The sequence below is a fragment of the Bradyrhizobium sp. USDA 4474 genome (genome assembly GCF_054057515.1).
In genome coordinates, this window is the sequence record NZ_JBSRZJ010000001.1 from 316,210 (window position 1) to 341,814 (window position 25,605).

A 25,605-nucleotide genomic window follows, 5' to 3' on the forward strand; every position below is an offset into this window, starting at 1 on the left:
CGCGCCAGCCTAGTTTGTCGCCATCCTTAACAAATCGACCGGATAGACCGGCTTCGATAGAAACGTCACGTCCGAAGGCAGCACGCTCTGGCAAGGTCTTCCTGAGGTCACAACGATACGAAGGTCGGGATCAATTGCCCTCGCGATGTGTGCGAGTTCAACGCCGGTCATTTTGCCGATCAGGTTGACATCAGTAATCAGCACTGCCGCGTGATGGACCTTGAGCACCATAGTTGCGCTATCGGCATCCTCGAATTGAAGCACCTGGAAGCCACTCTCCTCCAGAAGAATTGCGATCATCTCGCGCTGAATCGCGATCATCTTCGACGACCATTGCAAGCTTAGAAAACGGAGTGGACTGGCCCATGGCAAACCCCGGCGTTGTTAACCTGGGTTAACCTCTGCTTACGGGCAGGGTTGCAAAAGCGACACTGAAACTCGGAGTTCCGAAAGGGGGCTGATGCTGAGGGAGTTCGGGAGCGCACAGTCACGGCTACAATAGCAGCAGCCGTCAATAGCAGCAGTCAACACGAACGCCTCACTTGTCTTTGTCGCTAATAGGGACCGCTCTGAGAGGCGCGGGCTTATTCGATCTCGGCATAGGAGCGTCGACGACCAAACTATCAAGCTCCAGGTTGGGCGCCGCCTTGATCACTAGGTCCTTCGGGGCACCGTCGCCCGGCTCGTACCAAGGCGCTTTTTCAATTGCACCGCCCTCAAGTGCTTGAGCCATTAGCTGGCCGATTTCCGGCCCCGTTAGTGGGGCTAGACTGCCGTTTTCGTTCTTGTAGAGCTGGGGGCAGAAATAGAGAGCGTGTATCCTTGGATCATAGCCGTCTATGACAAGGAAATACTGCGGCTTGCCGAATAGCCTGCGCTTCTTCACGAGCTTCCGCTCTTGCGTGGTCAGCGCCACCCGAAGCTTGTCACGTTGCTCGCCAACTATGGTGGCTGCTTCCAGGAGGACGAGCCAATCCCTCGTCTTAGCGTTGTCCTCGTGAACGGGAACTAGAGTACCGCGATGCTTTTCAAAGATGCCCATGCAAGCAGCCTATCAAGACGCCAAGTGACGTCAACCCGGCGCACCGCTGCTCCGTGGCTGGCGGCGACAGACACCTTGAACCAAAGAAGCTCGAAGGACCGGTGGCTTCATTATGCGTCATAGGTTCAGTTCAGCCGAAAGGACCCGCAGTGATGCTTACCGACTGGTGGCCGTAGGAATTGTAGTAGCAGCGATTGTTGTAACCGCTGTAGTAGGCGGCCCCTGCGGCCGCGGCGCCAACAGCGGCGCCGCGATAGGCTGCGCCCCTATAGGCCGCGCGGTATGCGCCCCGTCGTACCGACGCACGTGCGACAGGACTACCGGGAATTGGTCTGTAGCCATACCCTCCGCCGGCGCCGACGACTCGCCCGTGGACGGCACCGCCTCTTACATGAGCGACGCGACCTCCTCCTCCATGAAATCTGCCACCGCGATAACCACCTCCGCCTCGACGCGCAACTGCGTCATCGGGAGCGAGGCTTGCTGCTAAGAGAATGGCCGCAGCGAAGCCGACTAGACCATAGCGTTTCATAGGCATCCACACGAGCCATCACCCGAACTGGCGACAGGCCGACGTGGATGAGCATCAGTACTAGCATTTGGTTGGCACCGAACAGCCCCGAAACACCTATTACGAATTCGATCACGGCCACGCCGATCAAGCGGCCGATAATTCGTGAGCGCATTCTTGCCCCCTGAGAAAGGCCGCCACAGTTGGCGGCCTCTTCCTCTTTATCGCAAGCCGGCAGCTACCGTGTGGCGTACTACGCCGCCCCCAGCCCCAGCTTCGCGTAGATCCGCCGTGCATACGCGCCAAACGCATCCATTGTCTTCAACGGCAGATCGCGCGGGAAGGGCAGGTCGATCGGGAAGTAGTCGGCCATCTTCGCCGGCCCGGCCGTCAGCACCGCGCAGTGCGAGGACAGGAATACGGCTTCCTGGATCGAATGCGTGACGAAGATGATGGTCTTGCCGCTCTCCCGCCAGATCCGCAGCATCTCCAGATTCATCTGCTCACGCGTCAGTGCATCCAGCGCGCCGAACGGCTCGTCCATCAGGATCAACTTTGGATCGTGGATGAAGGCGCGCGCGATCGACGTGCGTTGCTGCATGCCGCCGGACAATTGCTGGGGATATTTCTGCTCGTAGCCTGAGAGGCCGACGAGATTGAGCAGGTCGCGCGCCCGTTCGCGCGCGGCCTTCATCGGGAGGCCGACGATCTCGGCCGGTAGCAATACGTTGTCTAGGATGGTGCGCCATTTCAGCAGCAGCGCCTGCTGGAACACCATGCCAATGTCACGGCTCGGATCGAACGGGCTGCACGCGTTGCCGATGGTCACGGTGCCGCCGTCCGCGTTGTGCAGGCCGGCCAGCATCTTCATGACCGTGGTCTTGCCGCAGCCGGACGGGCCGACCAGCGAGACCAGCTCACCCTCCTGCACGTCCATGGTCACGTCGGAAACAGCGAGAAACTCGCTGCCGCCGCTGCGATAGACCTTTCGGACGCCTTGCAGGCTGATGAAGGGTTTTGAGCTCATGCCAGCCATTTGCTCAAATTGTCGGCGACGAAGGCATCGTCGCTAAGGTCGGCATGCTCGCGCGTCACGCGATCGATCTCGTCTTTCTGGCCGAGGCTGAGACCTTCGTTCGGATCGAGGCACCAGAGACCCTTCATCAGGCCCTGACGGCGCAGGATCTCGTGGCAGCCGGCGATGCAGCCGTGAAAATTGTTGGCCACGTCGAAGAAGGCGCTGTTGCAATCGGTGACGCGGGCATCGAGCGCGAGGAGATCGGCCGGCACGCTGTCCTTGTGCCGCGCCGCCTTGCAGCGCTCGAACTGCTTGATGGCGCTTGAGGTCCAAACTGACCAGTGGCCGAGCAGGCCGCCTTTAAAATAAGTGCGCGTGGTGACGCCCTTGTCGCGGAGATCGAACGGCAGCATCAGGTCGAGCAGGATGTGATCGTCATTGCCGGTGTAGAGCGCGACGCGGTCGAGGGCGCCGGCGGCAGCCACGCCGCGCAGCACGTCGAGCGTGCGATAGCGGTTGAATGGTGCGATCTTGATCGCAATGACATTTTCGACCGAGGCAAAACGCTGCCAGAACCGGCTCGACAGGATGACGCCGCCGACCGCCGGCTGAAGGTAGAATCCCACGAGCGGGATTTCCGCGGCAACAGCGGTGCAATGCGCGATGATTTCGTCCTCGGACGCGCTTTTCATTGCGGCGAGGCTGAGGAGGCCGGCGTGATAACCGATATCACGTGCGGTGCGGGCTTCAGTCACGGCCTGTGCGGTCGGACCAGCGAGCCCCGCGACCATTGCAAGCGGACGCTTAGTCCAGTTTGCTGCGGTCTCAGCGGCTAACTCGAGTACCGGACGGTAGAGCCCGACATCGCGAATTGCGAATTGCGTGGTGTGGACGCCGACGGCAAGGCCGCCCGAGCCAGCATCGATGTAATAGCGCGTCAGCGCGCGCTGATGTGTCTTGTCGAGCTGTCGCTCGGCGGTGAGCGCGAGCGGATGCGCCGGCAGCACGGTGCCCTCGGCAATCAGCTTGCGGATGTCCCTGTTGATCTGGCTGTGGTGCATGATGTCCTATCCGAATTCAGGGCCGGCGACGGCGAATGGCATTTCCTCGCCCGGGGTGGTAGCGGGACCGAACCGCATGCGCTGGAACGGACGCTCGATGGTCCACCCTGAGGCGGTCAATCCTTCCAGAAACGCAGTCTGCGGCGCGACAGCGTCGATCAGCAGCGGTCCGGATTCCGATCGCGCGATGGCATGAACGAGCGCCAGCGCTTCGGCGGCCTCGTCCGCGAACAGCGGGCCGATATGGCGCGCAGTCCGGCCATCGCGGACTAGCGCGATCGCTCCGCTCGTGGCGGCGATGCGCGAGCCGGAACGCTGCGCGAAGGCGGACAGCAGGGCGGTCCGGTCGAAGCCGGTGGCACGGCGATCGCGCGCGCGAAGCGCTTCGAGCGCTGCGGAGGGCGGCGGCGGCGCGGGAGTGTGCGCTGGTCTCGCCAGCTTCAGCCGCCGCAATTGCAGCGTCGGCGTGAAGCCGAGCGGCCCGTAGACGGCAACGCCATCAGGTGTCGCGTCGAGCCAACTGGTCAGGCCGTTCTTGCGGGCGGTCTCGAGGCAGGCATCGACGAGCCGCGTGGCGAGGCCGCGCCGGCGGTGGCTGGATGTCACCAGCACCATGCTGATCCAGGCGTTGTTGCCGGAATAGGGCAGCAGCGCGGCCGTTGCGACCAGCAGCACGCCGGTGCGGATACCAAACACGACGCCGTCGCGCAGGAAGACGCGCCAATCCTCCTCGGTCTGGTTCCAGTGTGCCTCCGCCGAGAGGACGAGCCCGGCCGTGGCATCATCCAGGCCGAGCTTGATGACGGGACGCCCATCAGTAGCGGCCATCGCGCACCTCGTATTTTGTCGGCTTGCCGAGGCTCGGCATGGCGCGGGAGACCCAGTCGGCGGTCCAGGCAATCAACTGCTCGGTGTCGATGATGGGCAGCCCGAACAGCTCCACGGCTTTCGACGTGTCGGTCAGCCAGGCCGTCGGCTCTTCCTTGCCCGTCAGCACCGGCGCGCGGCCGAAGCGGGCGCCGAATTTCTGTGCGAGATCGCGCACGGCCAAAATCTCGTGGCCGCTGACATTGATCGGCGAGGTCGGCGCCGTGCAATGCGCCAGGCAGCGCAGCGCCTGCGCGGACGCATCGCCCTGCCAGATGAAATTGACGTGGCCGAGGCTGACGTCGATCGGTGTGCCCATCAGCACTTTTGTCGCAATGTCGTGCAGCACGCCATAGCGCATGTCGATCGCGTAATTAAGTCGGAACAGTCGACCCGGCGTTGCGAATTTGTGCGAGAAATACTCGAACATGCGCTCGCGGCCGACGCAGGACTGGGCGTATTCGCCGGGCGGGTTCGGCGCCATATCCTCGGTCGAGCCCTTGCCGTCGACGGGCACGAACGGATAGACGCAGCCGGTCGAGAACGCGACGATCCGCGACCGTGGGAAAGCCTGCGCTACCAATGCCGGCACATGCGCGTTCATCGCCCAGGTCAGCGACAGATCACCCTCGGCACCGAACTTGCGGCCGGCCATGAAAATGATGTTCGGCGCCTTTGGGAGCGCCTTGATCGCGGCCTCGTCCAGCAAGTCGCAATTGATGGTCTCGACGCCGCGCGCGTGCAGCCAGTCCTTGACGCTGACATCGCTGAAGCGGGCGACGCCGATGACGCGGCGATCCGGCGCGGCGGCCTTGGCCAGGCCTGCGAGCGTCGGGCCCATCTTGCCGGCGACGCCGAGGATCATGATGTCGCCGTCGACATTCTTGAGGTCGTCGATCAGCGCCTGCGTCGGACGGCAGAGGAGATCATCGAGGGCGGTGATGTCAGAAATGGTCTTTGGCAGCGCCTGGCGGGAGAGCAGCATGGAGAGCTCCTTCAATTTTGTCTTGCGTCCCCGACCACGAACATGCGTTCGAGGACGAGCACCAGGCCGTAGAGGGCGACGCCGAGCAGCGTCAGCAGCACGACCGCCATCACCATTGCGGGCGTGTCGAGCGAAGATTGCACCTGGATCATGAGGTAGCCGAGGCCGCGCTCGGAGGCGATGAACTCGCCGACAATGGCGCCGGCGACCGCGAGGATAGCGCCGACCTTCATACCGGAGAACACGTAAGGCAGCGAACCAGGCAGCTGGATTTTGCGGAAAAGCGTCCAGCGCGAGCCACGCAGCGATTTGACGAGATCGAGCAGGTCTGGCTCGACTTCGCGCAGACCCCGCGCGGTGGTCAGCAGGATTGGGAAGAAGCAAATGCTGAAGGCGATCAGGATGTTCGGCAGGATGCCATAGGAGAACCAGACGATGAAGAGCGGGCCAAGCGCGACCTTCGGGATCATGTTCAAGGTCACGAACAGCGGCAGCAGCACCAGGCTCACGAGCGGCGCCCAGCTGAAGATCACGGCAAGTGCGACGCCGACGACAGCACCGAGCGCGAACCCGCCGAGGATCTCAATCGCCGTTACCAGCGTGTTAGCTCCCCAGGAATAGCTCGCGGTGCCCAGCGTCTTCACCGTCGCGAGCGGGGAGGGCAGGATGAATTTCGGCACGTGGAAGGCGTCGACCGAGACCTGCCAGAGCACGAGCACGGCGAGGTGCACGATCAGGATGATCGCAAAGCTGCGCGCAGGACTTGCTCCGCCACCAGCCACCTGGTTCTCCCATTTGCGGTAGCCCTCATCGCCGCGAGGCAGAGCCTAACCGGCCTTGGGACAAGTTTCAACCAGATGGTTGATTACGGTCGGAGCGACTGCAGCACCAGATCGGCCACGTGCCGGCGGCGGGCTCGTCGGGCGGTGCGGCTCGACAGGTCCTTGCCGAAGATCGCCGACAGCGTCGGGGTGTTGGAGAAGAAGAAATAGCTGAGGCCTGCGATGGAGATATAAAGCTGGATCGGGTCGATCCCGTTGCGGAACAGGCCGGCGCGCACGCCTTCCTGCAGGATGTGGGAGACGCTCCTCACCAGCGGCGAATGCATGGCTTCCAGCCGCGTCGAGCCGCGGACATGGCGGGCGCCGCCGCGGTTCTCGTCGTTCAAAAGCACGATGAAATCAGGGTTTTCGGCCAGATGATCGAAGGAGGCCTCGATCAGCTTGCGGATGGCCTTGTCCGGCGGCAGGCCTTCGAGATTGAGCTTGCGTTCCTGCTCGCGGATGTCCTCGTAGACCCATTCGAGCACGGCGAGGTAGAGCGCGTCCTTGTCGCCGAAATAATGATAGACCAACTGTTTGTTGACGCCAGCGCGCTCCGCGATCTCGTCGACGCGTGCACCCGCAAAACCGTGTCGGGCGAACTCCTGGCGCGCCGCGGTGAGCAGTTTCTTGCGGGTGGCGACAGGGTCGCGGCGCTGCGGCACGCTGCCTCCTGAAAGTTTTGCGGGCATTTCCAACCAAACAGTTGACAAGTTGAGGACGGGCTTGTTGCATTGGTAACCTCACACGAGGAGAGCGACAAGCCGGGTCGCGGCAATGGGGAGAGAGACGATGAAGCGTTTGCAGGCGGCTCTTGTGGCTCTGGCGCTCGGTCTACCCGCGGTGCCGGCGAACGCGAGCCAGGCGGTCAATCTGATCCTGAACTGGACGCCGACGGCCGATCATTCACCGTTCTATTACGCCAAGGCGCAGGGCTGGTACGAGAAGGCGGGCATCGATCTGACCATCGAGGTCGGCAAGGGTTCGGGCGTCTCCGCCGCCAAGGTCGGCTCCGGCGGCTCGGCGTTCGGGATCGCGGATCTCGCCACCATGCTGGTGGCCAAGAGCAAGGGCGCCGACGACGTCGCGCTGATGAGCATCTACGCCAATACCGGGCAGTCCTTCTACTGGCTGAAGAGCTATGGCGTGAACGGCGTGAAGGATTTCGCCGGCCACAAGATCGGCAATCCGCCGGGCGATGCCTCGCGCGTGATGTGGCCGGCCTTCGCTAAGGCCGCGGGGCTTGCGCCTGATTCCGTCAGCTTCGTCAATATCGGGCCGACCGCGAAGATCGCCGCGCTGAAGAGCCACACGGTGGACATCATCAGCGACTTCTACAACGAGCACGATCTCAAGGTGATCGAGTTCGGTCCCGACCTCGGCTTCGTCAACTGGAAGGACATCGGCCTCAACCCTTACGGCAATTCGCTGATCGTCAATGGAGTCTACTTGCAGAAGCACCCGAAGGTCGCGGAAGAGTTCGTGCGCGTCACGCAGAAGGCCTTCGCGGCCTGCGTCGCCGACGTCACGCCGTGCCTGAAGGCGCTGCTCGACCAGGTCTCCGGTCTCGACAAGGAGAACCAGGAGCGCCAGTGGGAGCGCATCAAATATCTGATGACGGACGAGTTTACGACCACCAAGGGCCTCGGTTGGATCGACGGCGAGCGGATGAAGAAGGACTACGAGCTGGTCCAGACCTATCTCGGCATGGAAAAGCCGTTTGACGTGACCACCGCGTTCACGACGAAGATGCTGGATCCGAGCATCAAGATGGATGCGAGCAAGGTGAAGAAGTAGGGGCTGCCCTTTTTCCCACTTGCCGGATACCGAGGTGGGCGTCTCGCCTCTCTCGTTAACCGCGACGTCGGAATGCCTTGGACGGGGCGGGCGCGCGCCCGCACCGCACCGATGACGTGAATGTCTGCCTTGATCCCTTCGCTGCGCCTTCCGAATTTCTTGACCATCCGCACGATCGCATCGAGTTCCTCGGCCGTCGCCGGCTCGGCATTGGAGGCGGGAGAAACCGGCCCCGCGATGTCTAGGGGACCACGTCCGCACCGTTGGCCGCCATCTCCACCGCGATCGCACGGCTCGAACGGTCTTCGACGGTCAGAGCGGCGGCATGAGCAATACCGGCACGATCTGGCGGAGATCATGTCTCAGCAGCGCGGGCTGTCGGCTGACGCGACCGCGAAATGCGGAAGATAACTTCCGACATGCCGATCGCATGCCGACATGAACTCAAACCCAAATGTCGACAATAGGAGGCCTTGGGAATGAGACCTGATGCATTTGAGCCGCTGCATATTTTCGAGGCTCACCTCTATTGCGGTTGATCGATAGTTCTTCAGCGCTTCGAAAGCATCCTTGTTGTTGAAGATTCGCCTAGAGGGCTCGATATATCGCCCTCTCGCGAACTCGAGAACGACGGCATCAATCGGCTGTAGTTGTTTGACGATTTCGATAAACTCTGGGCGGACATCCCCGGCGAACCTGCTGTCCATCGCATTGGCAAGCAACGCAGCGTACAGGTCCTGAATCGACTCCCGCGATTCGCCTTGGGAAGCTTCGAGGAGCGGAACGGCAATATCCTCCGGCAGCTCTTCCCGATCCTTAATGTCGCGGTCACTCGGTTCAGACCAGATGGACAACCTCCTGAGAGACCACACTAGCGCGTGAACTGCGTGCTCAATGCCGACATTCGCAGCTTCTTCGACTCGGTCGACCACGAGTGGCTGCTGCGGATGGTGGCGCAAAGAATCGCCGATCCTCGCATCTTGCGGCTCATCGGGCTGTGGCTGCCGGCCGGCGTTCTTGAGAGCGGCGAGAAGCAAGAGACGGACAGGGGCACGCCGCAAGGGGCAGGCATCAGCCCGCTCCTTGCCAACATCTTCCTGCACTACATCCTCGATCTCTGGGTCCACCAATGGCGTCGTCGCCACTCACGCGGTCGCATTGTGACCGCGCGCTACGCCGACGACTTCGTCACGGGCTTCGAGAGCAAGGCAGATGCGCAGGAAATGCTCTTGGCGCTCAAGGCGCGGCTGGCCAGCTTCGGCCTGACGCTCCATGAGAACAAGACGCCTGATCGAGTTTGGCCGGTTCGCGGCCCTCTCGCTTCAGCGGCGCGGCGAGCGGCGACCGGAGACCTTCGCCTTCCTCGGCTTCTGTCTGAGAACCTGAGCGGCGCGCGTTTTGACCGGCCGCAATTGCGAAAGACAATCGCTGCTCGGGAAAGGTGACGTGCTGATCATCACCCGGCTCGACAGGCTGGCGCGCTCGAGCCGCGATCTGCTCAATATCCTGCACGAGGTCAGTGAGTCGGGAGCTGCGTTCAAGAGCTTGGCCGATGCTTGGGCCGATACCACCACGCCGCACGGCAAGATGATGGTGACCATTCTGGGCGGACTGTCTGAGTTCGAGCGCAGCTTGATCAAGGCGCGCACCGACGTCGGCATTCGGCGCGCGAGAGAAGCGGGCGAAGTTCGGTCGACCATCGAAGTTGACCAAGCATCAACAGCGGCAGGCGATCAAGCTGCTCGATGCCGGCGAGCCGCAGAGCGCGGTAGCGCGGCCGCTCAATGTGGACCAATCGACGATCAGCCGGCTGGCCGCGCGCGCCAGGGCAACGGCGGAATGCCCACGTCCCTAGACACTATCCGGGGATTCGGGCGTCAAAAGGCGAGGCGACCGCTGTTACGTAGCGGTAGCTTTTGACAGACGTCGGGCCAACGCAGGCCGGCTCCAGCTTGGGTTGTGGCTGCACTTGTAGTCCCGGCCAATACAGGGGGAGATCGCGAACCTCGGGCTGCGCGCTGACCCCGATGTCACCTCTGGCTAGAGCTACTAGGCGTCTCCAGCGCGCTCAATCCGGAACGGCTATTCGTCCTCTCCTGACCACCCGAAAGCTGTCGGTCGCCCGCAGCAACGACGGCAGACCCTCGACGCGAAAGCGCATGCCGTCTTCCGAGACACAGGCGACCTTTGCGCGCTGGCCGTCAGGCCATTCAATGATGTACTCGGCAGCTAGTTTTGGTATCGATTGGACCACTGCCTAATTCTCACTATGCGCCACCGGCCGTCCCCATTATTCTAATCGCGCCTCTTGCTCGCGACGATGCTTAAGATGAGCCGCAGAAATGTTGCCGGCCGCTCTTCGCAAAGTTGGCGCAGCGCCTGCTTGCCGTGTCGAGTCCAGACCGCAAGTAGGTCGCTGGTAAAGGCTTCCCTGAGACAGTCACGCGGGGGCCGCCCCGGGCCACCAGCGTGGCCGTTGACAAAGCGACCATGCGCGTCGCGCAGTGGGACGGGCGCTCGAACGACGCTGTCGCTCCGGTGCTGTATGGCGCAGCAGGATCGGTTGAAATACGCCGTCTGACCCGTGCCCGGGCCGCGATCGCAAGGGCTCGCTCGATCTTCAGGATGTCCTCCAGCGATCGCGATTTGGCCAAGACCATTAACGCAGCGATATGTTAGCACTTTCAGGCGCTTGGGACAAAACCAACGCTTTCACTTCGAGACCCGGAGGCGCGAGGGTTCTGTCGGCATGGACCAGGCGGTCGGAAGGCGGTGGTGCCGGTTGTGTGGACCTTAGTCGTCCCCTCAAGCGGCGGCGAACGTCGCGGATGTCGATCCGGCGACGGCGCCGAGAATTGCACCAGGCTGAACCGTCGACGATATGCAGCGTTCGACCGATGCCGACCAAGTAATCTCGAGACGCGACCGTTCGAGGAAACCGAGGCGCCACGGCACGCGTGCCGCGGCGCCTCGTCCTCATGCGGTCAAATGCCGACCCCGAAGATCGGCAGATCGGGGAAGGCCGCGAAGCTCGGCAAGTTGATGGTTGGCAAGTTGATCGTCGGCAACGAGGGCAACAACGGCAGCGTCGGATTGATCGGCAGCGGTACGACCGAGATCGAGGGGAATCGCAAGGACGGCGCGGGCGTGGTCGGCGGGCGTTCCGATCGGCAGCGGCAGGCCCTGATTGGCGAGGCTCTGCCAAGGCAACGGTGGCTGAGAGACGCTTGGTCAGGAACCGCCAGGCGAATTTCCATGATACGCGCGATGCAGAAGGGACAGCTTCGTGCAGGAGAGCAAGATGCTTGCCTTGCATCTCGATCCCTGCGTCCCCGGCGATGCCGGTAATGTTGCCTTCGGGCCGGGCCATATTTTGCAGAAGTCCGGCGGCGACCGGATCGCCCATCAACGCGACAATTGGGATGTGGATGTCTCTTTCGCAAGCAGTGCTATTGCCTGATGGTTCAGAGCCACAATCACATCCGGCTTTGTTCGCACTATACTGCGTGCGATCTCGGCATAGCGTTCTGGCAGACCGTCGGCGGTGTATCGCGCTACGATCAAATTCTTGCCTTCAATGTACCCGAGCCCACGCAAGCGAGAAACAAGCGGCGCAAAAGCCAGGTCGTTGCGAGGGATGCTGACTAAGGTAAAGATCGCCAGCCGGTAGACCTTGTTTTGCTCCGCGGCCGGCAGCGCGCTCGTTATGCCGGTGGCCACTATCCCTGCAAGCACGTCTCGCCGTCGCATGTGCCTCTCCTCCAAGGACCACGCTGGGGAGTAGGAGCCTAGCACTTTGGTTTAAGGCTGTGAGGTGCTTTGAAAGACCGCTCCGGGTCAAAATCAGCGGTCGAGACCGCTGCGTGCTGCTTCCAGTCTTCCCTCGCTAGCCGACGCTTGGGCGAGCATTGAGCTAGCCAACTCGGGCCATATCTCGAACGTTAATGCAATGCAGTTCATCAGTGGGTTTATTCGATGCGGTCTTAGGTCAGCGCTCCGCGCCGGAACGGAAGCCGGCAAAACAATGAACTGAACTTTGGCTGCGCGAGCCGCTGTGCCTACTGCTTGCTTCAGACCGAGTTCAGCAAGCGGCCGGTCAGCGACGTTTCGGGCTGTGGACTGAAGCTGCCGATTGGCTTCTGCAACGACTCGTATTGCTACGGCGAGTTCGCTGCATTCAACACGGGCACTTCATCCGCAAGGATGACGAGCTTCTCACCCTTTGGTTTGATGCTGATTGCTATCTCGCTCACGTCCGCCCACACCCTGGCCTGCTACCTGCCGAGAAGACCTCCTTCAGCGCGAGACCCTGCACCGACTCCTCTACGCCCAAGTTATTCGGCATTCCTACCGAGTCAGCGCGACCTGCTTGAATGCAATCACGAGAGCCTTTTCGAGTTTTCCCTGCATCCCCGAGAGAATGCCGTATGCCTCCGCCCGAGGCATGGTCGGCTTGTAGCATCGATGCTCGATCAGGGCGGCGAAGATGTCGGCAATGGTCAACATTCTCACGATGTCGGTGATGCTCTCGGCAGAAAGCGCGTCCGGATACCCGCTGCCATCGAGATATTCGTGATGATGCCGGACCGCATCCAGGATCTCGGCCGAGATTCCGGTCTGAGCTTTCAGAAACTCGTACCCCGCCACCGGATGCGTCTCTACAAGCGCCCGCTCTTCGGCATCCAGACGTCCGGGCTTGTCCAGGATCGCCAAGGGGACAGTTGCCTTCCCGATGTCGTGAAACATGGCGGCAGAGTACAGGCGCTCAAGATCGGTTCTCTTCAGCCCTAAGCTAAGGCCGAAGTCGATGGCTACACCGGTAACGAGGAGGCAGTGCTGATAGGTCCCTTCGTGATGGCGCCGCACGGTGCTGAGCCATTCAGCGAGGCCGCGCTCAGTGATCCGTTCGGCGATTCCTCTGCCAGCTTCTATAGTCGCGATCACGTCTATCGGCTCGCCCAAAGAGGCCGCAGCAAAAATCGATCCGATCGCAGCAGCCGCCGCCTCCACCGGATTGTCTTGCTGCGCCGTGCCAGTTGCCGAATCAGTCTCTGAACTCGCCCGACTGGCCAACGCCGCGAAGACTTTGGGTTGATTAATTTTGCCCGTCACGGCGAGCGTAGCTCCCAGGGCATAGGCCTGCGAGATGCAGACGTGAGACGCTTCCTCGACTAGGAATATGCGCTTGGAAACTTTGGCCATCCGAGCACTCCTCCTCTTGAGAGCGACGATGTTTTCGATCACACGTAGATCGGCCCGCACAACCAGTACGTCGGGCACGTCCGAGAGCTTTGCGTCGAGGTCCAGTCGCTCCCCTGCGATCCGAAATCTTCGATCGAGCAGGCTGCAAAGCTCGGACAGCTTGGCGGCATTATCAGTCAGAACATGCACAAACATGAGAGCCGTCTCCGAGACGCTAACCGGCGTCTTCACGTCCAAAATGATCCCTGATCCTCAGGCGGTTCGTTCAACCACACTAGCGCTTCGCGCAATTCCAGGAAGATCACTCGCTCCTCAGACGTCGACGGTCGGCCTCCCCCGGACAGATAGAGGATGAAGCCCTTGCTGTCGTGATGAAAGAGGGCCTCTTTGGCTTCGCAAGCAGCGAGAGACGGAACGTCGATGAAAGACACCGTTCGCGAGGAGACTAGCTGCATGTGTTGCTACTGGTCATTCGAGCTTCGACAGCTTCCGCTCATCGCGCGGGAGCAAGATGATCCTTAGGGGACGCTTTCTTCCTCGCCTTTTCCGTCACGAAGTGGATACCGACATTCATCACGTTGACCCAAACCAACTCGCATCGACGAAATGCAAGCCCGCTGGAAGATAGAACGAGGAAGAACTCTTGAGCCTTGAGCGCGTCGATAGATCCTTCGACCTCGAGCTTGGCGCCTGTTGCCGAGACGTCAAGGAGAACGCAACTTCGGCGCCATGTGCCATCGACGCCCATGATGTTCATGAGGCGCTTGTGTTCAAAGTGAACGCGGCCTGCCTTTCGACCGTTCAACCTCATTGCAATCCCCTGGAGTAATGGTACTAGGTTCAAAGCAGAAGCGCTCGATGGACATATGCACCTCGCTGCGCGCAGCCACGATGAGCTGTTCGATTCGTTCGGACTGGGACGGCAACTGAATTGTCGTCGCGCCGCTGGGCAATTGGCCGAGCAACAATCGAATGCAGGCGTTTGCGAGATCCAGGATGAAGATCGCCTGGCGCAGATCCTCTGTTGAGCGAATCTGGTGACCTTCAACTGTTGAGACGAGCGCAGCGATGTGCGTCAAAATATTGGATGGACGGCAGTATAACTGCTGTGGCTTAGGACGGGATTGGCGAGGTCTACGGAATTTCAGGACAGTAGACATGTGGTTCTCAATCGGTTCGGGCTTAAGGGCCGCCCAAGGAATCAAAATACATAAACAACAAACCGACAGGACGCGCGCACTGCATCAGGCTCGCGGGTCCGGCTTCGACCAGGACGAGTGCAGCGTCAAAATCCGCGCTGTCGAAATGCCCCGTGTTGCTGACCTAATTCTCACGCCGTAGTTGTTAAAATTTGCCTAAGCTTCTGGCGGCAGGGGTGCTTCTCGGCCATGATCGTGGCTGCTGAAAAGGGGCGCGCCTGACGGAGGTCCGCTTATTGCGACGGAGCGGACAGATTTGCTCAACCTGAGTTCTTCGCATGCGGACTTCGGGCCCGACGACAGAACCGAGCATTTCCAATTCCATCGCGGAAATTACGAGCCTTAGTCGGGCATGGGCCCGGAACCCACCATCGACCAACTAATTTAGCTGGGGCGCTTGCCTTCCCATTGTGGCGGTCGCCAACAATCCGGAACTACGCTCGACGAGGGCGCGGCTCGGTGTTGCCCAGGCGCAGGCGTTTGCCGCCGGAATCCTGCCCAATCCGCAGGTGGCCCTGGAGCATGGTTTCCTGATCAGCGGCCCGGGCACGGTAAATGCCATGCTCGCCGGGATATCGCAGGACATCGTGCCGCTGCTCACCTTCGAAAAAAGCGACGTCTATTGACGTCCCTAAAGAGACAGCAGCGGAATACCAAGCGCCACTCCGATCGCGTCGAAAGCTTCAAAAGAGCCACGGCTCTCATAAGGCGAGCTGCCATTCCAAAGTATTTCTTACATCAATCGGCGATGTGTGATCCTTGTCACAGGGAACCGAAGTGAACTGCCCACAGTTGAATGTTCTTTCCATAAATTGACAAGCGGCTGTGCGCGCCTGATTTGCAGCTCCCGCGCTCTCAACGGGACGGAGAAAAGGAATGAGCCCTCTACCGAGGCAGCCGTTCAAGGCACGGACCACCGAGGAGCTGATTGGGATCCTAAGCACGGCATCCGCTGCGATACTGGCCGTAATCATCATCGCCACGCTCTATTTCGGCCGAGATATTTTCGTGCCGGTAGCGCTTGCTGTCCTTCTCAGTTTTGTGTTGGCTCCCGTTGTAGGTTTATTGCAGCGCATCCACGTTCCCCGCGGACTCGCTGTCGTAGGCGTTGTCATCCTCGCCTTTGGCCTGATTTTTGCGATGGGAAGTCTTCTGGCAACGCAGCTGACCCAACTCGCCGGTGATCTTCCTCGCTATCAGTCGACGATCAGTGAAAAGATACAGTCGTTCCGGAACACCAAAGCAGGTAGGGGTACGCTGGAACGCGCGTCCGACATGCTGAAGGACCTCGGCAAGGAGCTCGACAAGCCAAAGGACACCGCGGTGGTGCGAGTCCCCGGATTAACGGCGGGCCGAACCATTTCTGCTCCGCCGGTGCCAGTGGAGGTTCGCCAGCCGGATCCCGGGGCGCTGGAAAGTCTTCGTAGCTTGATATCTCCACTCATCCATCCGCTCGCGACCACGGGCATCATCATCATTTTCGTGATCTTCATTCTCGTTCAGCGCGAGGACCTGCGTAACCGCCTGATCCGGCTGGCCGGCTCGTCCGATTTACAACGGACAACGGCGGCGCTGGACGATGCGGCGAGCCGGCTTAGCAAGCTTTTCCTCACGCAGCTCATTCTTAACGGGGCGTTCGGCGCCGTGATCGGCACGGGTTTGTGGTTCATCGGGATTCCCAGCGCGATCTTGTGGGGCATCTTGGCTGCCGCGCTGCGCTTTGTCCCGTATATCGGCGCGGTGATTGCCGCCGCATTTCCGCTTGCTCTTGCGGTCGCCCTTGACCCTGGCTGGTCAATGCTGCTGTGGACGCTCGCGCTCTTTGTGGTCGTGGAGCCGATCGTGGGGCATGTCATAGAACCAATGGTTTACGGTCACAGCACAGGGCTATCTCCCGTTGCCGTTCTCGCGTCGGCGACGTTCTGGACCGCGCTGTGGGGACCCATCGGCCTCGTCCTCGCAACGCCGCTCACGGTCTGCCTTGTGGTGCTCGGAAGGCACGTGGAGAGGCTGGAATTCCTCGACGTCATGTTCGGAGATCGGCCGGCTCTTGCTCCATCGGAAATTTTTTATCAGCGCATGCTGGCTGGCGATCCGACAGAAGCAGCCGAGAAGGCCGAGGAATTTCTTAAGGAGCGGTCGCTGGCCTCATACTATGACGAAGTCGCTCTTAGGGGGTTGCACCTGGCGCAAACCGATGCCGAACGGAATGCTCTCGATCAGGAGCGACTCATCAGAATCCGCGATGCGGTCAGCGAGCTCGTCGGCGACCTTGCCGATCAAGATGAGCGGCCGCCGGCGAAGGGCGAGGCGACCATGGATCCGGAAGCATCCACTGCGGTGGAGAGCGTTCCAGAATTCGCCGCGAACGAACGGATGCGTTCCGTGCGCAAAGGAGACCTCCCGGCGGAGTGGCAGGGCGATCACCCCGTGCTGTGCGTGGCCGGACGCAGCTTAGTCGATGAGGCGGCTGCGATCATGCTCGGCCAGCTCTCAACAGAGCACGGATTAGCGGCGCGCGTAGAAGGCGCCTCTTCGCTGACCTCCAGCAATGTTTTCCGCTTGGATACCACAGGCGTTATGATCGTATGCCTGGTCTATCTCGACATCAGCAGTCCGGCACATATGCGTTACTCGGTCCGGCGGCTGAGGCGGAAATTGCCAAGGGCAACCATCATACTGAGCTGTTTGGCCAGAGAGATTGACGAAACGGCATTAGAGGCGCTGCGCGAAGGCGCAAAAGCCGATCTAGCGTCTGCGAGCATTGGCCACACAGTCAGCCTGAGTATCGATGCCACCGGAACCACTAGACTCGGCCAGACCGGAAAGAAGCAGGCGACGGTAATAGCTGCGGCGTAATCGTCAGCGTCGGCCACTCCAAGACCAGAATTATGAAGGCGGGTTCGAGATACTGAAAGCGAGTACTTGCTTGGCTGCTTACCGGAAAACTTCTCTCCGGTCATGAGAGCAATTGCGGGTCCCAGTTTCGAGCCCTCGTGCGCCCACGATTTCAATGCATTAGCCAGTGAGCACATGATTTTTCAAACGGACCTTTCAACCAACGGCCAGGGCGGGCTGAAGTCTCTCTCCGCTAGCGACTTTCAATCGCCCAATCAGTGGCTTACACGACGGGCCAATCGAACCATTTTTGCCGTACCGCGTTCCAAGAAAATCGGTGCGTTAGTGTTTTATGCCTGCGCGCCGCGACCGCCGATCAGACGTCAGGACGGTTGGTCTGTGTAGGCGGCCGCGGTTGCCCATGAGCAATGCATCGGATATCAGCTCGACGTTGCATCGCGCGACCCGGTGGCATCGGCGAGAATGCCTGTCGCATCAGTGCGCGGATCTGTGAGGATTCCGAATGGCTCGGCCTGGAGATGGACCACGCCCGCAATGATCGCGCGCCACACCGCGCGGCTACTCGCCGGTTCGCCGTAGGAGTCGCGACTGTGATTGCGCAAAAGCTATGCAGGCGAAAGCTGCAACATTGCAAAATGCCGTTTCGTGGAAATCGGCGCGTTGGAATTGCTGATGAAGTCTGTAAGATCACAGTCCACCGACTGCATCCCGGACGTCGCAACTTCAAACGCTGTTTGAAAAATGGCGAGGAGGTGATCAAACGCAGCTCGCGAAATGTATTTGACGAAGCCTGAAAGCCGCTTCAAACTCCCGACAAAATAAGAGTTGGAGGAAACGAATGCGGTGGCCCCTGGCGTCGCGCAGCCTTGCCGTTCCTGAGACCGCCCCGCGCATTCCCTTCAATATCCCGAAGCCAAACCAGGAGCAGATCGTGCTTCTGATCACGATCGTGCTGCTCGTCGTGTTCGGTGTCACGCTAACCGGTTTTGCCACCGTCTCCAACCTGCTCAATCTGCTGCGCAGTATTTCCATCCTGGGCGTGCTCGGCCTCGGCATGGGGCTGATCGTGATCAGCCGTGGCATCGACCTCAGCGAGGTCGCGACCCTTGCAGGCTGCTGGGCCATCGCCCTGATCGAGATGCAGCGCGGCGTGCCGGTCGGCGCCGCCGTCCTGCTCGCTCTCGCCATCGCGCTGCTGATCGGCGTCATCAATGGCGTCATGGTTGCCTTTGTCGAAGCGCCGCCTCTGTTCGTGACACTGGCCGCCGGCTTTGTGATCTATGGGCTGGCGTTCTGGTTGGCGCCGGCCTGGGTGGTCTACGCGCCCAAAGACGCACCAGGGCTGATGTTCGCCGGCGCCGGGCGCCTGTTCGGCATTCCCGTCCCAATCCTGGTGTTCGCCGTTTCCGCGATCGCCATGCATCTGTTCCTGTCGCGCACCTCGATCGGTCGCTTCATCTATGCGCAGGGCGATAATCCCGAGGCCGCGCGGCTCACCGGCATCCCGCTGCGGCCGCTGATCGTGCTCGAATACGCGCTCGTCGCGTTCCTCGCCTGGCTCGCCGGCCTCGTCTGGGTCGGCACCACCGGCAGCATGCAGATGGCGATCACGCAGGGCACAATGATCTTCGACGTGGTGCTGGTCGTCGTCATCGGCGGCATCAGCCTAATTGGTGGGCGCGGCAGCGTGTTCTCGGTCGTGGTCGGCTGCATCCTGATCGGCACACTGCTGAATGCGTTCACCATCATGGACGTCAACAGCGAGGTGCAGAACATCATCAAAGGCGTGGTGCTGCTGGCCGCCATCGTGCTCGACAATTTCCTGCATCCGCGGGACGAGGAGACGGCGCGGCAGGGAGACTGACGAGACTTACTCAACGAAGCAAAACCTAGCGAGGCAAAAACCTAACAAAGAATGCCGCCAAGGCATCCCGTCTCATCAACAACGGGAGGAACCCATGAAGATCAGGACACTCTGGACGATCGCGATCACAGGCGCTGCGCTGGCCGCGCTGCCATCCCTAGTGCTCTCGCAGGAGGAAGGCGGCACCAAGACCGCGCGCGAGCTTCGCGCCTCCTATGACAAGGCGTTGCAGGGCAAGACCATCGCGTACCTGCCGATCGCGCTCGGCGTTCCGCTGTCCGACGAATGGGGCCGGGTGGTGCAGGAAGAGGCGGAGTGGCGCGGCATGAAGTTCATTGTCCGCGATCCCAACAACAATCCATCGGCGATGCAACAGGCGCTCACCGCGTTGGTCGATCAGAAGCCTGACGTGCTGATCGTGCAAAATCCCAGCGTCACGCTGCTGATGAAGGACCTGAAGCGCGCCGAAGCGCAGGGCACGCATGTTATCCAGATCAACATGTCCTCGAACTACAAGTCAGGCGCCTTCGTCGGCGCGGACTGGCGCGAGATCGGCAAGATGCTGGCGACTGAGGTGGTCAGGGTCTGCGGCACCGGGTCCGGCAAGTCCGGCAAGGTCCAGATCGTGCAGGGCGAACTGACGGCGGCGGCGAGTGTCGACCAGGTCGGCGGAATCATGGAGGTCCTCAACAAGGATACCAAAATCAAGGTGGTGTCGAACCAGGCCGCCAACTGGGACGCCAATACCGCGCTGAACATCACCGCCACCGTGATCCAGCAGCATCCGGACCTCTGCGCCTCGATCGGGTTCTGGGGAATCATGGAATCGGGTGCCGCGCAGGCGATCCGCAACGCCGGCAAGATCGACGACGTCAAGGTGTTCGCTTCCGGCGAGGGCTCCTCGCTCGATTGCGACCAGCTAACTTCTGGCAATTTCTACAAATTCCTTAGCTACAAGGCGACTGAGCAGGGCCACGATCTGATGTTTGCGGCTGAGACGCTGCTGATGTCCGGCGAAAAGCCCGGCACGAAGAATCTCGAATATTACACGCGCCCGATCTGGCTCGATAAGAGCAACGCGTCGGGTGCGAACTGCTTCGCACTTCCCAAGAAGAGCTGACGCGAATCTGAGCCGGCGTGCGCGGTTGCACGCCGGCTGCTTGGGAGTGCTACGACCATGTCTACCATCGAAGCCTTTGCCGAATCCCTGACGCAATCGGCGCGGCGGTTCTCGCCACGCCTGCTTCTCTCCGAGTTGCTCCTCAAGCAATGGTTCGAGCCGGTCGTCCCGTTCACGGTGATGATGGGGCTGTGGCTGTATTTCGCGTTGACAATCCCGGACTATGCCTCGGTGCAAAACGGGTTGTCGCTGCTGCGCCTGTTCGCCGAATTCGGCTTCGTGGCGCTGGCGATGGGCTTTTGCCTCATCAGCGGCGGCATCGACCTGTCGGTCGGTGCGATCTTTGCGCTCTGCAATTTCGCCGCACTGTTCTTCCTCCTTGTGATGGAGTGGCCGGTTGGCCTCGTCGTGGTCGCGACGCTTTGCGTCGGCGCTGCGCTCGGCAGCATCAACGGCGTCCTCATAGGTTTCCTGAAGACGCGGCCGTTCCTGACCACGCTGGTGACGCTGATCATACTGCGTGCCTCGGTGAACCTGCTCAACACCGGCTATGCCCAGGTGTTCGCCACCAATTCGGTCGATAGTGATGCCTGGGACTTCATCGGCACCGGCAGCGTGCTCGGCATTCCCGTCAACGCCGCGATGCTGTTCGTGGTGCTGCTGATCTGTCACATCTTCCTGTCGCGCTCGCGCTATGGCTGGCATCTGACCGCGATCGGCGCCAGCCGCAAGGCGGCGCGGCATGCCGGCATCCGCGTCCGGCTGATGCTGTTTCTCACCTATGTGCTGTCCGGCACGCTGTGCGCGGCCAGCGGCATCTTTTATGCCGCGCGCCAGGCCTCGACGGATTCGACGACCGGCGTCGGCTGGGAATTCCAGGCGCTGACCGCGGTCGTGCTGGGCGGCATCTCGCTAGCCGGCGGGAAGGGCACCGTGTGGCGGGCGATGATCGGTGCGCTGATCGTCTTCCTCCTCATCAACGGCCTCGTCCGCATGGGCATCCCCGGCTACGTCACGTCGGCGGTCACGGGCATGATCCTGCTCGCCGCCGTCGGTATCGACGTCAAATGGTCGAAGAACCGCGGTAAGGCGATCCAGAAGATCTACGTCAATCCGGCCTATGTGGCGTTCTCCCCCGCGCCCTCCGTGCAGCGCGGCTCGGCCTCGCCCTTTGCCCAGAACGATCGCTTGATCCACGCCAAGGCCATCGGCCTCGACCAGGTCGAGGGTCCGGAGGACGTCATCGTCGACCGCCAGGGCCGGGTCTATGGCTCGACCCGCGACGGCAACGTGATCCGCTTTTCGGGAGAGAACTTCGAACAGCGCGAGGTATTCGCCCATATCGGCGGCCGCCCTCTTGGCATGCAGTTCGACCGCGACGAGAACCTGATCGTAGCGGTTGCCGGCATGGGCGTCTATGGCGTCGCCCCGGACGGCCGCGTGTTCAAAGTCACCGACGAGACCAACCGCACCTGGTACAAGCTCAATGACGATTCCCGCCTCCGCATGGCTGATGATCTCGACATCGCGCCTGACGGCAAGATTTATTTCAGTGATTGCACCACGCGCTACGAGATGACGACCAACACGCTCGACATTCTCGAAGCGCGGCCCAACGGTCGCGTGGTCTGCTACGACCCCAAGACCAGGACGACGCGTACAGTCATCAATCACTTCTACTTCCCCAACGGAGTGTGCGTCTCCCATGACGGCAAATCAGTGCTGATCGCGAGCACCTCGCTCTGCAAAATCTTCCGCTACTGGATCGAGGGGCCGAAGAAGGGCAAGACCGAGGTCCTGATCGACGAGCTTCCGGGCAATCCCGATAACATCAACCGCGCCTCCGACGGCAATTACTGGCTGGCGCTGGTCGGCATCCGCACGCCCACCTTCGACCTCTCGGTACGCAAACCCGGATTCCGCTTACGCATGGTCAAGCAGGTGCCGACCGATGAGTGGCTCGCGCCCGCGCTCAATCACGGCTGCGTGCTGAAGTTCAACGAACGGGGCGAAGCGCTGGAATCCTGGTGGGATCCGACCGGCATCTCGCATTCGACGCTGACCTCGATGCGCGAGCACAAGGGCTATCTCTATCTCGGCGGCCTCGAGAACAATCGTATCGGCCGCATCAAGCTCGATGGTGTCGACGAGAGCTGGACCGGATACGACGCCTACTGGGGCGACAAGAGCAGAGTCAGGGGATAGCGATGGGATTCTTCGATCACCTCCTGCGCGATATCCGCAGCGTCATCGACCGCGATGGCGGCGAGAACGCGATCCCGCCGCTCGACGGGTCGCTGAGCCCTAACGACCGGCTGGATGGCGCGACTGTCATCGGCGAGCCCTTGCCTGGGGTGGACGACGTCGTCGCGGCACCCGACGGATCGATCTTCGCCTCGGCTGGGCGACAAGTGCTGAAGCTCTCAGGTGCGGGTTTTGCAACGCGGACGCTGATCGCCGAATTCGACGGCGATGCGGGTGGGCTTGCGATTCACCCGGATAGCCGTTTGCTCGCGTGCGTGGCCGGCCGCGGCCTTGCGGCAATCGATCCGGCCAAACCCGATCCGGTCTGGCTGCAATCCGGGGACGGCCGCCCCTTAGTCGGGCTGTTGTCGGTGGCCGCGCATCCCGAGGGCCGCATCTTCGCGGTCGAAGGCGCCGCCGGCCGCTCACCGGACCAGTGGCGGCGGGACCTGATGGAGAAGCGGAGCCAGGGAAGGTTGATTGCGTGCGGGCCGGATCTCGGAAGTGCCGAGGTGCTGCTGAGTGACCTATCTTATCCCTCCGGCGTTGCGGTGTCCGCCGACGGCAAAAGCTTGTGGCTCACCGAGACCGGCGCGTATCGCTTCAGCCGTTTCCCGCTCACCGCAAGTGCGCTGGGGCAGGCCGAAATCGCCGCCGGCAATCTGCCGGGCTACCCTGGGCGGCTGCATCCGGATGATCGTGGCGGCTTCCTCCTAGGCCTGTTCGCGCGGCGCACGCATCTCATCGAATTCGTGCTCAAGGAGGACGATTTCCGCGAGGAGATGATGCGGACGATGCCGGAAAGCTATTGGATCGCGCCGGCGCTGGCCGGCGGTTCCGATTGCCTCGAGCCGATGCAGATCGGTGGCGTCAAGGCGCTCGGCATACAAAAGCCTTGGGCGCCGCCGCGCTCTTATGGGTTGCTCGTGCATCTGGATAGCGAGGGCGAAGCAACGGACAGCCTGCACAGCCGTGCCGGCGGCCGCTTCCACGGCGTCACTGCGGCCTGCGCGACGCCGCAAGGCGTGGTCATCGCCGCCCGCGGCGCGGGATGTCTTCTGCTCCACACGGGAGAGTTCCGATGAGCGACGGCGCAAACCTCGTCAATCCCGCCGAGCCGGTGCTCGAGATCGTCGGCGGCAGCAAGATCTACGGCGGCGTGCACGCCATCGAGGGTGTCAACTTCAATCTCTATCCGGGCGAAGTGCATGCCCTCGTCGGCGAGAACGGCGCCGGCAAATCGACGCTGTGTAAGGCGATTGCGGGGGCGATCCAGCTCACCTCCGGCGAATACCGGCTCGATGGCAAGCAGGTGAAGCTCGAACAGCCGCGCGATGCTCTGAACGCCGGCATCTGCATGGTCTATCAGGAGACGAGCCTGGTGCCGACCATGACGGCGGCGCAGAATATCGAGCTCGGCAACGAAAAGCTGCTGACGCGCTTTCGCACCCTGAACATCCAGGCACAGCAGCTGCTGCAATCGCTCAATTTCCACGTCGACCCGGCAACGCCCGTGGCCATGCTCGGCACCGCCAAGAAGCAAATGGTCGAGATCGCGCGCGCGATCTACAACAAGGCGCGCATCATTATCTTCGACGAGCCGACCGCCTCGCTTACGCCAGAGGAGATCGTCCATTTCTTCCACCTGGTGCGCGACCTCCGCGCCCGGGGCGTTTCTATCATCTACATCTCGCACGCGCTGGAAGAATCCTTGCAGATCGCCGATCGCATCACGGTGCTGCGTGACGGACGGCACGTGATCACCGCGCCGGCAAAGCAGCTCAGCCGGGATAGCCTCGTTCAGCATATGGTCGGCCGCGAGGTCGGGCAAGCGGTCTATGGCGGCAGCAAGAAAACTCACCACCGTCGCGAGAAGGTTCTGACGGTCGAGAACGTCACCATGGGCATGGCGGTGAAGAACATGTCGTTCTCGGTTTATGCAGGGGAGGTCGTCGGCATCGCCGGACTGATCGGCTCGGGCCGCACCGAGATCGCCAAGGTGATCTATGGTGCGCTCAAGCGCAATTTGATCAATGGTGGCACCATCCGCCTGCGCGGGAGGCCGATCCGTTACCGGGTGCCGCGCCAGGCCATCAATGACGGCATCGCCTACATCACCGAGGACCGCAAGGCCAACGGCTTTTTTGAGACCATGGTGGTCGATGACAACGTCTATCTCGGCAAGCTCGCCACCAAGGGCGGCTTCAGCTTTCTGCTCTCGCGCGCCCGCCGCGGCAAGCTCGCCACCTATTGGGTCGACCGGCTCAAGATCAGCGCCCTGCAAAGAAAAGCCAAGATCATCGAACTCTCCGGCGGCAACCAGCAGAAGGTCGTACTGGCAAAGACGCTGGTGCAGGATCCCTCCATTATCATTTTCGATGAGCCGACACGCGGCGTCGACGTCGGCACCATCCCGCACATCCACGCCGAGATCCGCCGCCTCGCGGACGAGGGCAAGGCGGTGGTCGTGATCTCGTCCTATCTGCCGGAAGTCCTCGCCGTCTCCGACCGCATCCTGGTCGCCCGGACGGGGCGCATCGTCGCCGAGTTCGATTCGGCGGAGGCCACGCAGGACAAAATTCTGTACGCGGCGGTGCATTGAGCAGCGAGACCAGACCGAGACTCGAGGCAGCAGCGAACCGCAATGCTGACGCGAGACGCGCGGCAAACTCGCCCTTTCTCTTGTAAAATCAATGATCCTATCATGTCTCATAATCAGCGGGTCCCAGGTTCGAGCCCTGGCGCGGCCACCAAAATATGCACAGAATCAGCTGCTTAGAAAGTGATCGGGCTCAAGTCAGTTGGCCGCGTCGGCTTGGGTCACGCAAGGGTCACGTCGGAGAGACAGTAGCCGCTCTTTTCTATGAGAAGCCTCAGCCCGACAATCGAATCCTTGGATGGCGCGTAGGTAGTAGGGACACGCTGTCTTTGCGGGTCGCTTGCTGTCTCAAGAATTCAAATGCCGAACGACTACTCGAGCTTCAGGCAAGGCGTCCCACGCGTGGACGGCCAGTG

The 25,605-nt window shown here is 61.4% G+C and carries 24 protein-coding genes; 11 read left to right on the forward strand and 13 right to left on the reverse strand.

Features of this window, described 5'->3' with window-relative positions; genetic code table 11:
* Positions 1 to 9: 9 nt before the first annotated feature.
* The 8 genes from ACVW16_RS01510 to ACVW16_RS01545 form a co-directional block, all read right to left on the reverse strand.
* Positions 10 to 321 carry a response regulator gene (locus ACVW16_RS01510; protein WP_456705513.1) on the reverse strand — a complete coding sequence of 104 codons (312 nt, stop codon included), beginning with the start codon at positions 319 to 321 and terminating at the stop codon, positions 10 to 12.
* A gap of 217 nt (positions 322 to 538) precedes the next feature.
* Positions 539 to 1,042, reverse strand: a complete 504-nt coding sequence (locus tag ACVW16_RS01515) for a hypothetical protein (protein ID WP_456705512.1) — start codon at positions 1,040 to 1,042, stop codon at positions 539 to 541.
* A gap of 764 nt (positions 1,043 to 1,806) precedes the next feature.
* Entirely contained in the window at positions 1,807 to 2,589 is a 783-nt protein-coding gene (locus ACVW16_RS01520) for an ABC transporter ATP-binding protein (RefSeq protein ID WP_456705511.1), read from the reverse strand.
* Complete coding sequence (locus tag ACVW16_RS01525) at positions 2,577 to 3,632, reverse strand: dihydrodipicolinate synthase family protein (protein ID WP_456734512.1); 1,056 nt, start codon at positions 3,630 to 3,632, stop codon at positions 2,577 to 2,579. The genes ACVW16_RS01520 and ACVW16_RS01525 overlap by 13 nt, the downstream gene beginning before the upstream one ends.
* Before the next feature lie 6 nt (positions 3,633 to 3,638).
* On the reverse strand, positions 3,639 to 4,460 hold the full coding sequence (locus ACVW16_RS01530) for a GNAT family N-acetyltransferase (protein WP_456705509.1): 822 nt from the start codon (positions 4,458 to 4,460) through the stop codon (positions 3,639 to 3,641).
* Positions 4,447 to 5,484 (reverse strand): NAD-dependent epimerase/dehydratase family protein, encoded by a 1,038-nt coding sequence (locus ACVW16_RS01535; protein WP_456802209.1) that lies wholly within the window; start codon positions 5,482 to 5,484, stop codon positions 4,447 to 4,449. The genes ACVW16_RS01530 and ACVW16_RS01535 overlap by 14 nt, the downstream gene beginning before the upstream one ends.
* Before the next feature lie 11 nt (positions 5,485 to 5,495).
* On the reverse strand, positions 5,496 to 6,266 hold the full coding sequence (locus ACVW16_RS01540; RefSeq protein WP_456763875.1) for an ABC transporter permease: 771 nt from the start codon (positions 6,264 to 6,266) through the stop codon (positions 5,496 to 5,498).
* 83 nt (positions 6,267 to 6,349) lie between these two features.
* Positions 6,350 to 6,997: a TetR/AcrR family transcriptional regulator gene (locus tag ACVW16_RS01545; RefSeq protein ID WP_456705506.1), complete on the reverse strand. Its 648-nt coding sequence runs from the start codon at positions 6,995 to 6,997 to the stop codon at positions 6,350 to 6,352.
* A gap of 100 nt (positions 6,998 to 7,097) precedes the next feature.
* Between ACVW16_RS01545 and ACVW16_RS01550 the strand changes: the two genes are divergently transcribed.
* Complete coding sequence (locus tag ACVW16_RS01550) at positions 7,098 to 8,102, forward strand: ABC transporter substrate-binding protein (protein ID WP_456802210.1); 1,005 nt, start codon at positions 7,098 to 7,100, stop codon at positions 8,100 to 8,102.
* Between the two features lie 362 nt (positions 8,103 to 8,464).
* Here the strand turns inward: ACVW16_RS01550 and ACVW16_RS01555 are convergent, their stop codons facing one another.
* Positions 8,465 to 8,956 (reverse strand): Abi-alpha family protein, encoded by a 492-nt coding sequence (locus ACVW16_RS01555; protein WP_456705504.1) that lies wholly within the window; start codon positions 8,954 to 8,956, stop codon positions 8,465 to 8,467.
* Positions 8,957 to 8,989: 33 nt separating this feature from the next.
* Between ACVW16_RS01555 and ACVW16_RS01560 the strand changes: the two genes are divergently transcribed.
* From ACVW16_RS01560 to ACVW16_RS01570, 3 genes are all read left to right on the forward strand, one after another.
* Positions 8,990 to 9,547 carry a reverse transcriptase domain-containing protein gene (locus ACVW16_RS01560; RefSeq protein ID WP_456802211.1) on the forward strand — a complete coding sequence of 186 codons (558 nt, stop codon included), beginning with the start codon at positions 8,990 to 8,992 and terminating at the stop codon, positions 9,545 to 9,547.
* A gap of 1 nt (position 9,548) precedes the next feature.
* Positions 9,549 to 10,022 (forward strand): recombinase family protein, encoded by a 474-nt coding sequence (locus tag ACVW16_RS01565; protein WP_456802212.1) that lies wholly within the window; start codon positions 9,549 to 9,551, stop codon positions 10,020 to 10,022.
* 1,068 nt (positions 10,023 to 11,090) lie between these two features.
* Entirely contained in the window at positions 11,091 to 11,450 is a 360-nt protein-coding gene (locus tag ACVW16_RS01570) for a hypothetical protein (protein ID WP_456802213.1), read from the forward strand.
* Between the two features lie 57 nt (positions 11,451 to 11,507).
* Here ACVW16_RS01570 and ACVW16_RS01575 read toward each other — a convergent pair whose 3' ends face one another.
* The 4 genes from ACVW16_RS01575 to ACVW16_RS01590 form a co-directional block, all read right to left on the reverse strand.
* Entirely contained in the window at positions 11,508 to 11,852 is a 345-nt protein-coding gene (locus ACVW16_RS01575; RefSeq protein WP_456705500.1) for a hypothetical protein, read from the reverse strand.
* A 597-nt stretch (positions 11,853 to 12,449) separates the two neighbouring features.
* A complete protein-coding gene (locus ACVW16_RS01580) occupies positions 12,450 to 13,499 on the reverse strand; it encodes an HD-GYP domain-containing protein (RefSeq protein ID WP_456802214.1) in 1,050 nt (349 codons plus the stop codon).
* A 298-nt stretch (positions 13,500 to 13,797) separates the two neighbouring features.
* Positions 13,798 to 14,115 carry a PilZ domain-containing protein gene (locus ACVW16_RS01585; RefSeq protein ID WP_456802215.1) on the reverse strand — a complete coding sequence of 106 codons (318 nt, stop codon included), beginning with the start codon at positions 14,113 to 14,115 and terminating at the stop codon, positions 13,798 to 13,800.
* Entirely contained in the window at positions 14,075 to 14,464 is a 390-nt protein-coding gene (locus tag ACVW16_RS01590; protein WP_456802216.1) for a hypothetical protein, read from the reverse strand. The genes ACVW16_RS01585 and ACVW16_RS01590 overlap by 41 nt, the downstream gene beginning before the upstream one ends.
* A gap of 449 nt (positions 14,465 to 14,913) precedes the next feature.
* Between ACVW16_RS01590 and ACVW16_RS01595 the strand changes: the two genes are divergently transcribed.
* The 7 genes from ACVW16_RS01595 to ACVW16_RS01625 all read left to right on the forward strand — a co-directional run bounded on the left by ACVW16_RS01595 (position 14,914) and on the right by ACVW16_RS01625 (position 25,192).
* A complete protein-coding gene (locus tag ACVW16_RS01595; protein ID WP_456802217.1) occupies positions 14,914 to 15,129 on the forward strand; it encodes a hypothetical protein in 216 nt (71 codons plus the stop codon).
* Between the two features lie 250 nt (positions 15,130 to 15,379).
* Positions 15,380 to 17,362: an AI-2E family transporter gene (locus tag ACVW16_RS01600; protein ID WP_456802218.1), complete on the forward strand. Its 1,983-nt coding sequence runs from the start codon at positions 15,380 to 15,382 to the stop codon at positions 17,360 to 17,362.
* An 838-nt stretch (positions 17,363 to 18,200) separates the two neighbouring features.
* The gene (locus ACVW16_RS01605; protein WP_456739217.1) at positions 18,201 to 19,226 is read left to right on the forward strand and encodes an ABC transporter permease; all 1,026 of its coding nucleotides are present in this window, start codon (positions 18,201 to 18,203) and stop codon (positions 19,224 to 19,226) included.
* Between the two features lie 94 nt (positions 19,227 to 19,320).
* Complete coding sequence (locus tag ACVW16_RS01610; RefSeq protein WP_456802219.1) at positions 19,321 to 20,346, forward strand: sugar ABC transporter substrate-binding protein; 1,026 nt, start codon at positions 19,321 to 19,323, stop codon at positions 20,344 to 20,346.
* Positions 20,347 to 20,403: 57 nt separating this feature from the next.
* Positions 20,404 to 22,551: an ABC transporter permease gene (locus ACVW16_RS01615; RefSeq protein ID WP_456705493.1), complete on the forward strand. Its 2,148-nt coding sequence runs from the start codon at positions 20,404 to 20,406 to the stop codon at positions 22,549 to 22,551.
* Between the two features lie 2 nt (positions 22,552 to 22,553).
* Complete coding sequence (locus tag ACVW16_RS01620) at positions 22,554 to 23,675, forward strand: SMP-30/gluconolactonase/LRE family protein (protein ID WP_456802220.1); 1,122 nt, start codon at positions 22,554 to 22,556, stop codon at positions 23,673 to 23,675.
* Positions 23,672 to 25,192: a sugar ABC transporter ATP-binding protein gene (locus ACVW16_RS01625; RefSeq protein WP_456705491.1), complete on the forward strand. Its 1,521-nt coding sequence runs from the start codon at positions 23,672 to 23,674 to the stop codon at positions 25,190 to 25,192. Before ACVW16_RS01620 ends, ACVW16_RS01625 begins: the two co-directional genes overlap by 4 nt.
* Positions 25,193 to 25,605: the final 413 nt, after the last annotated feature.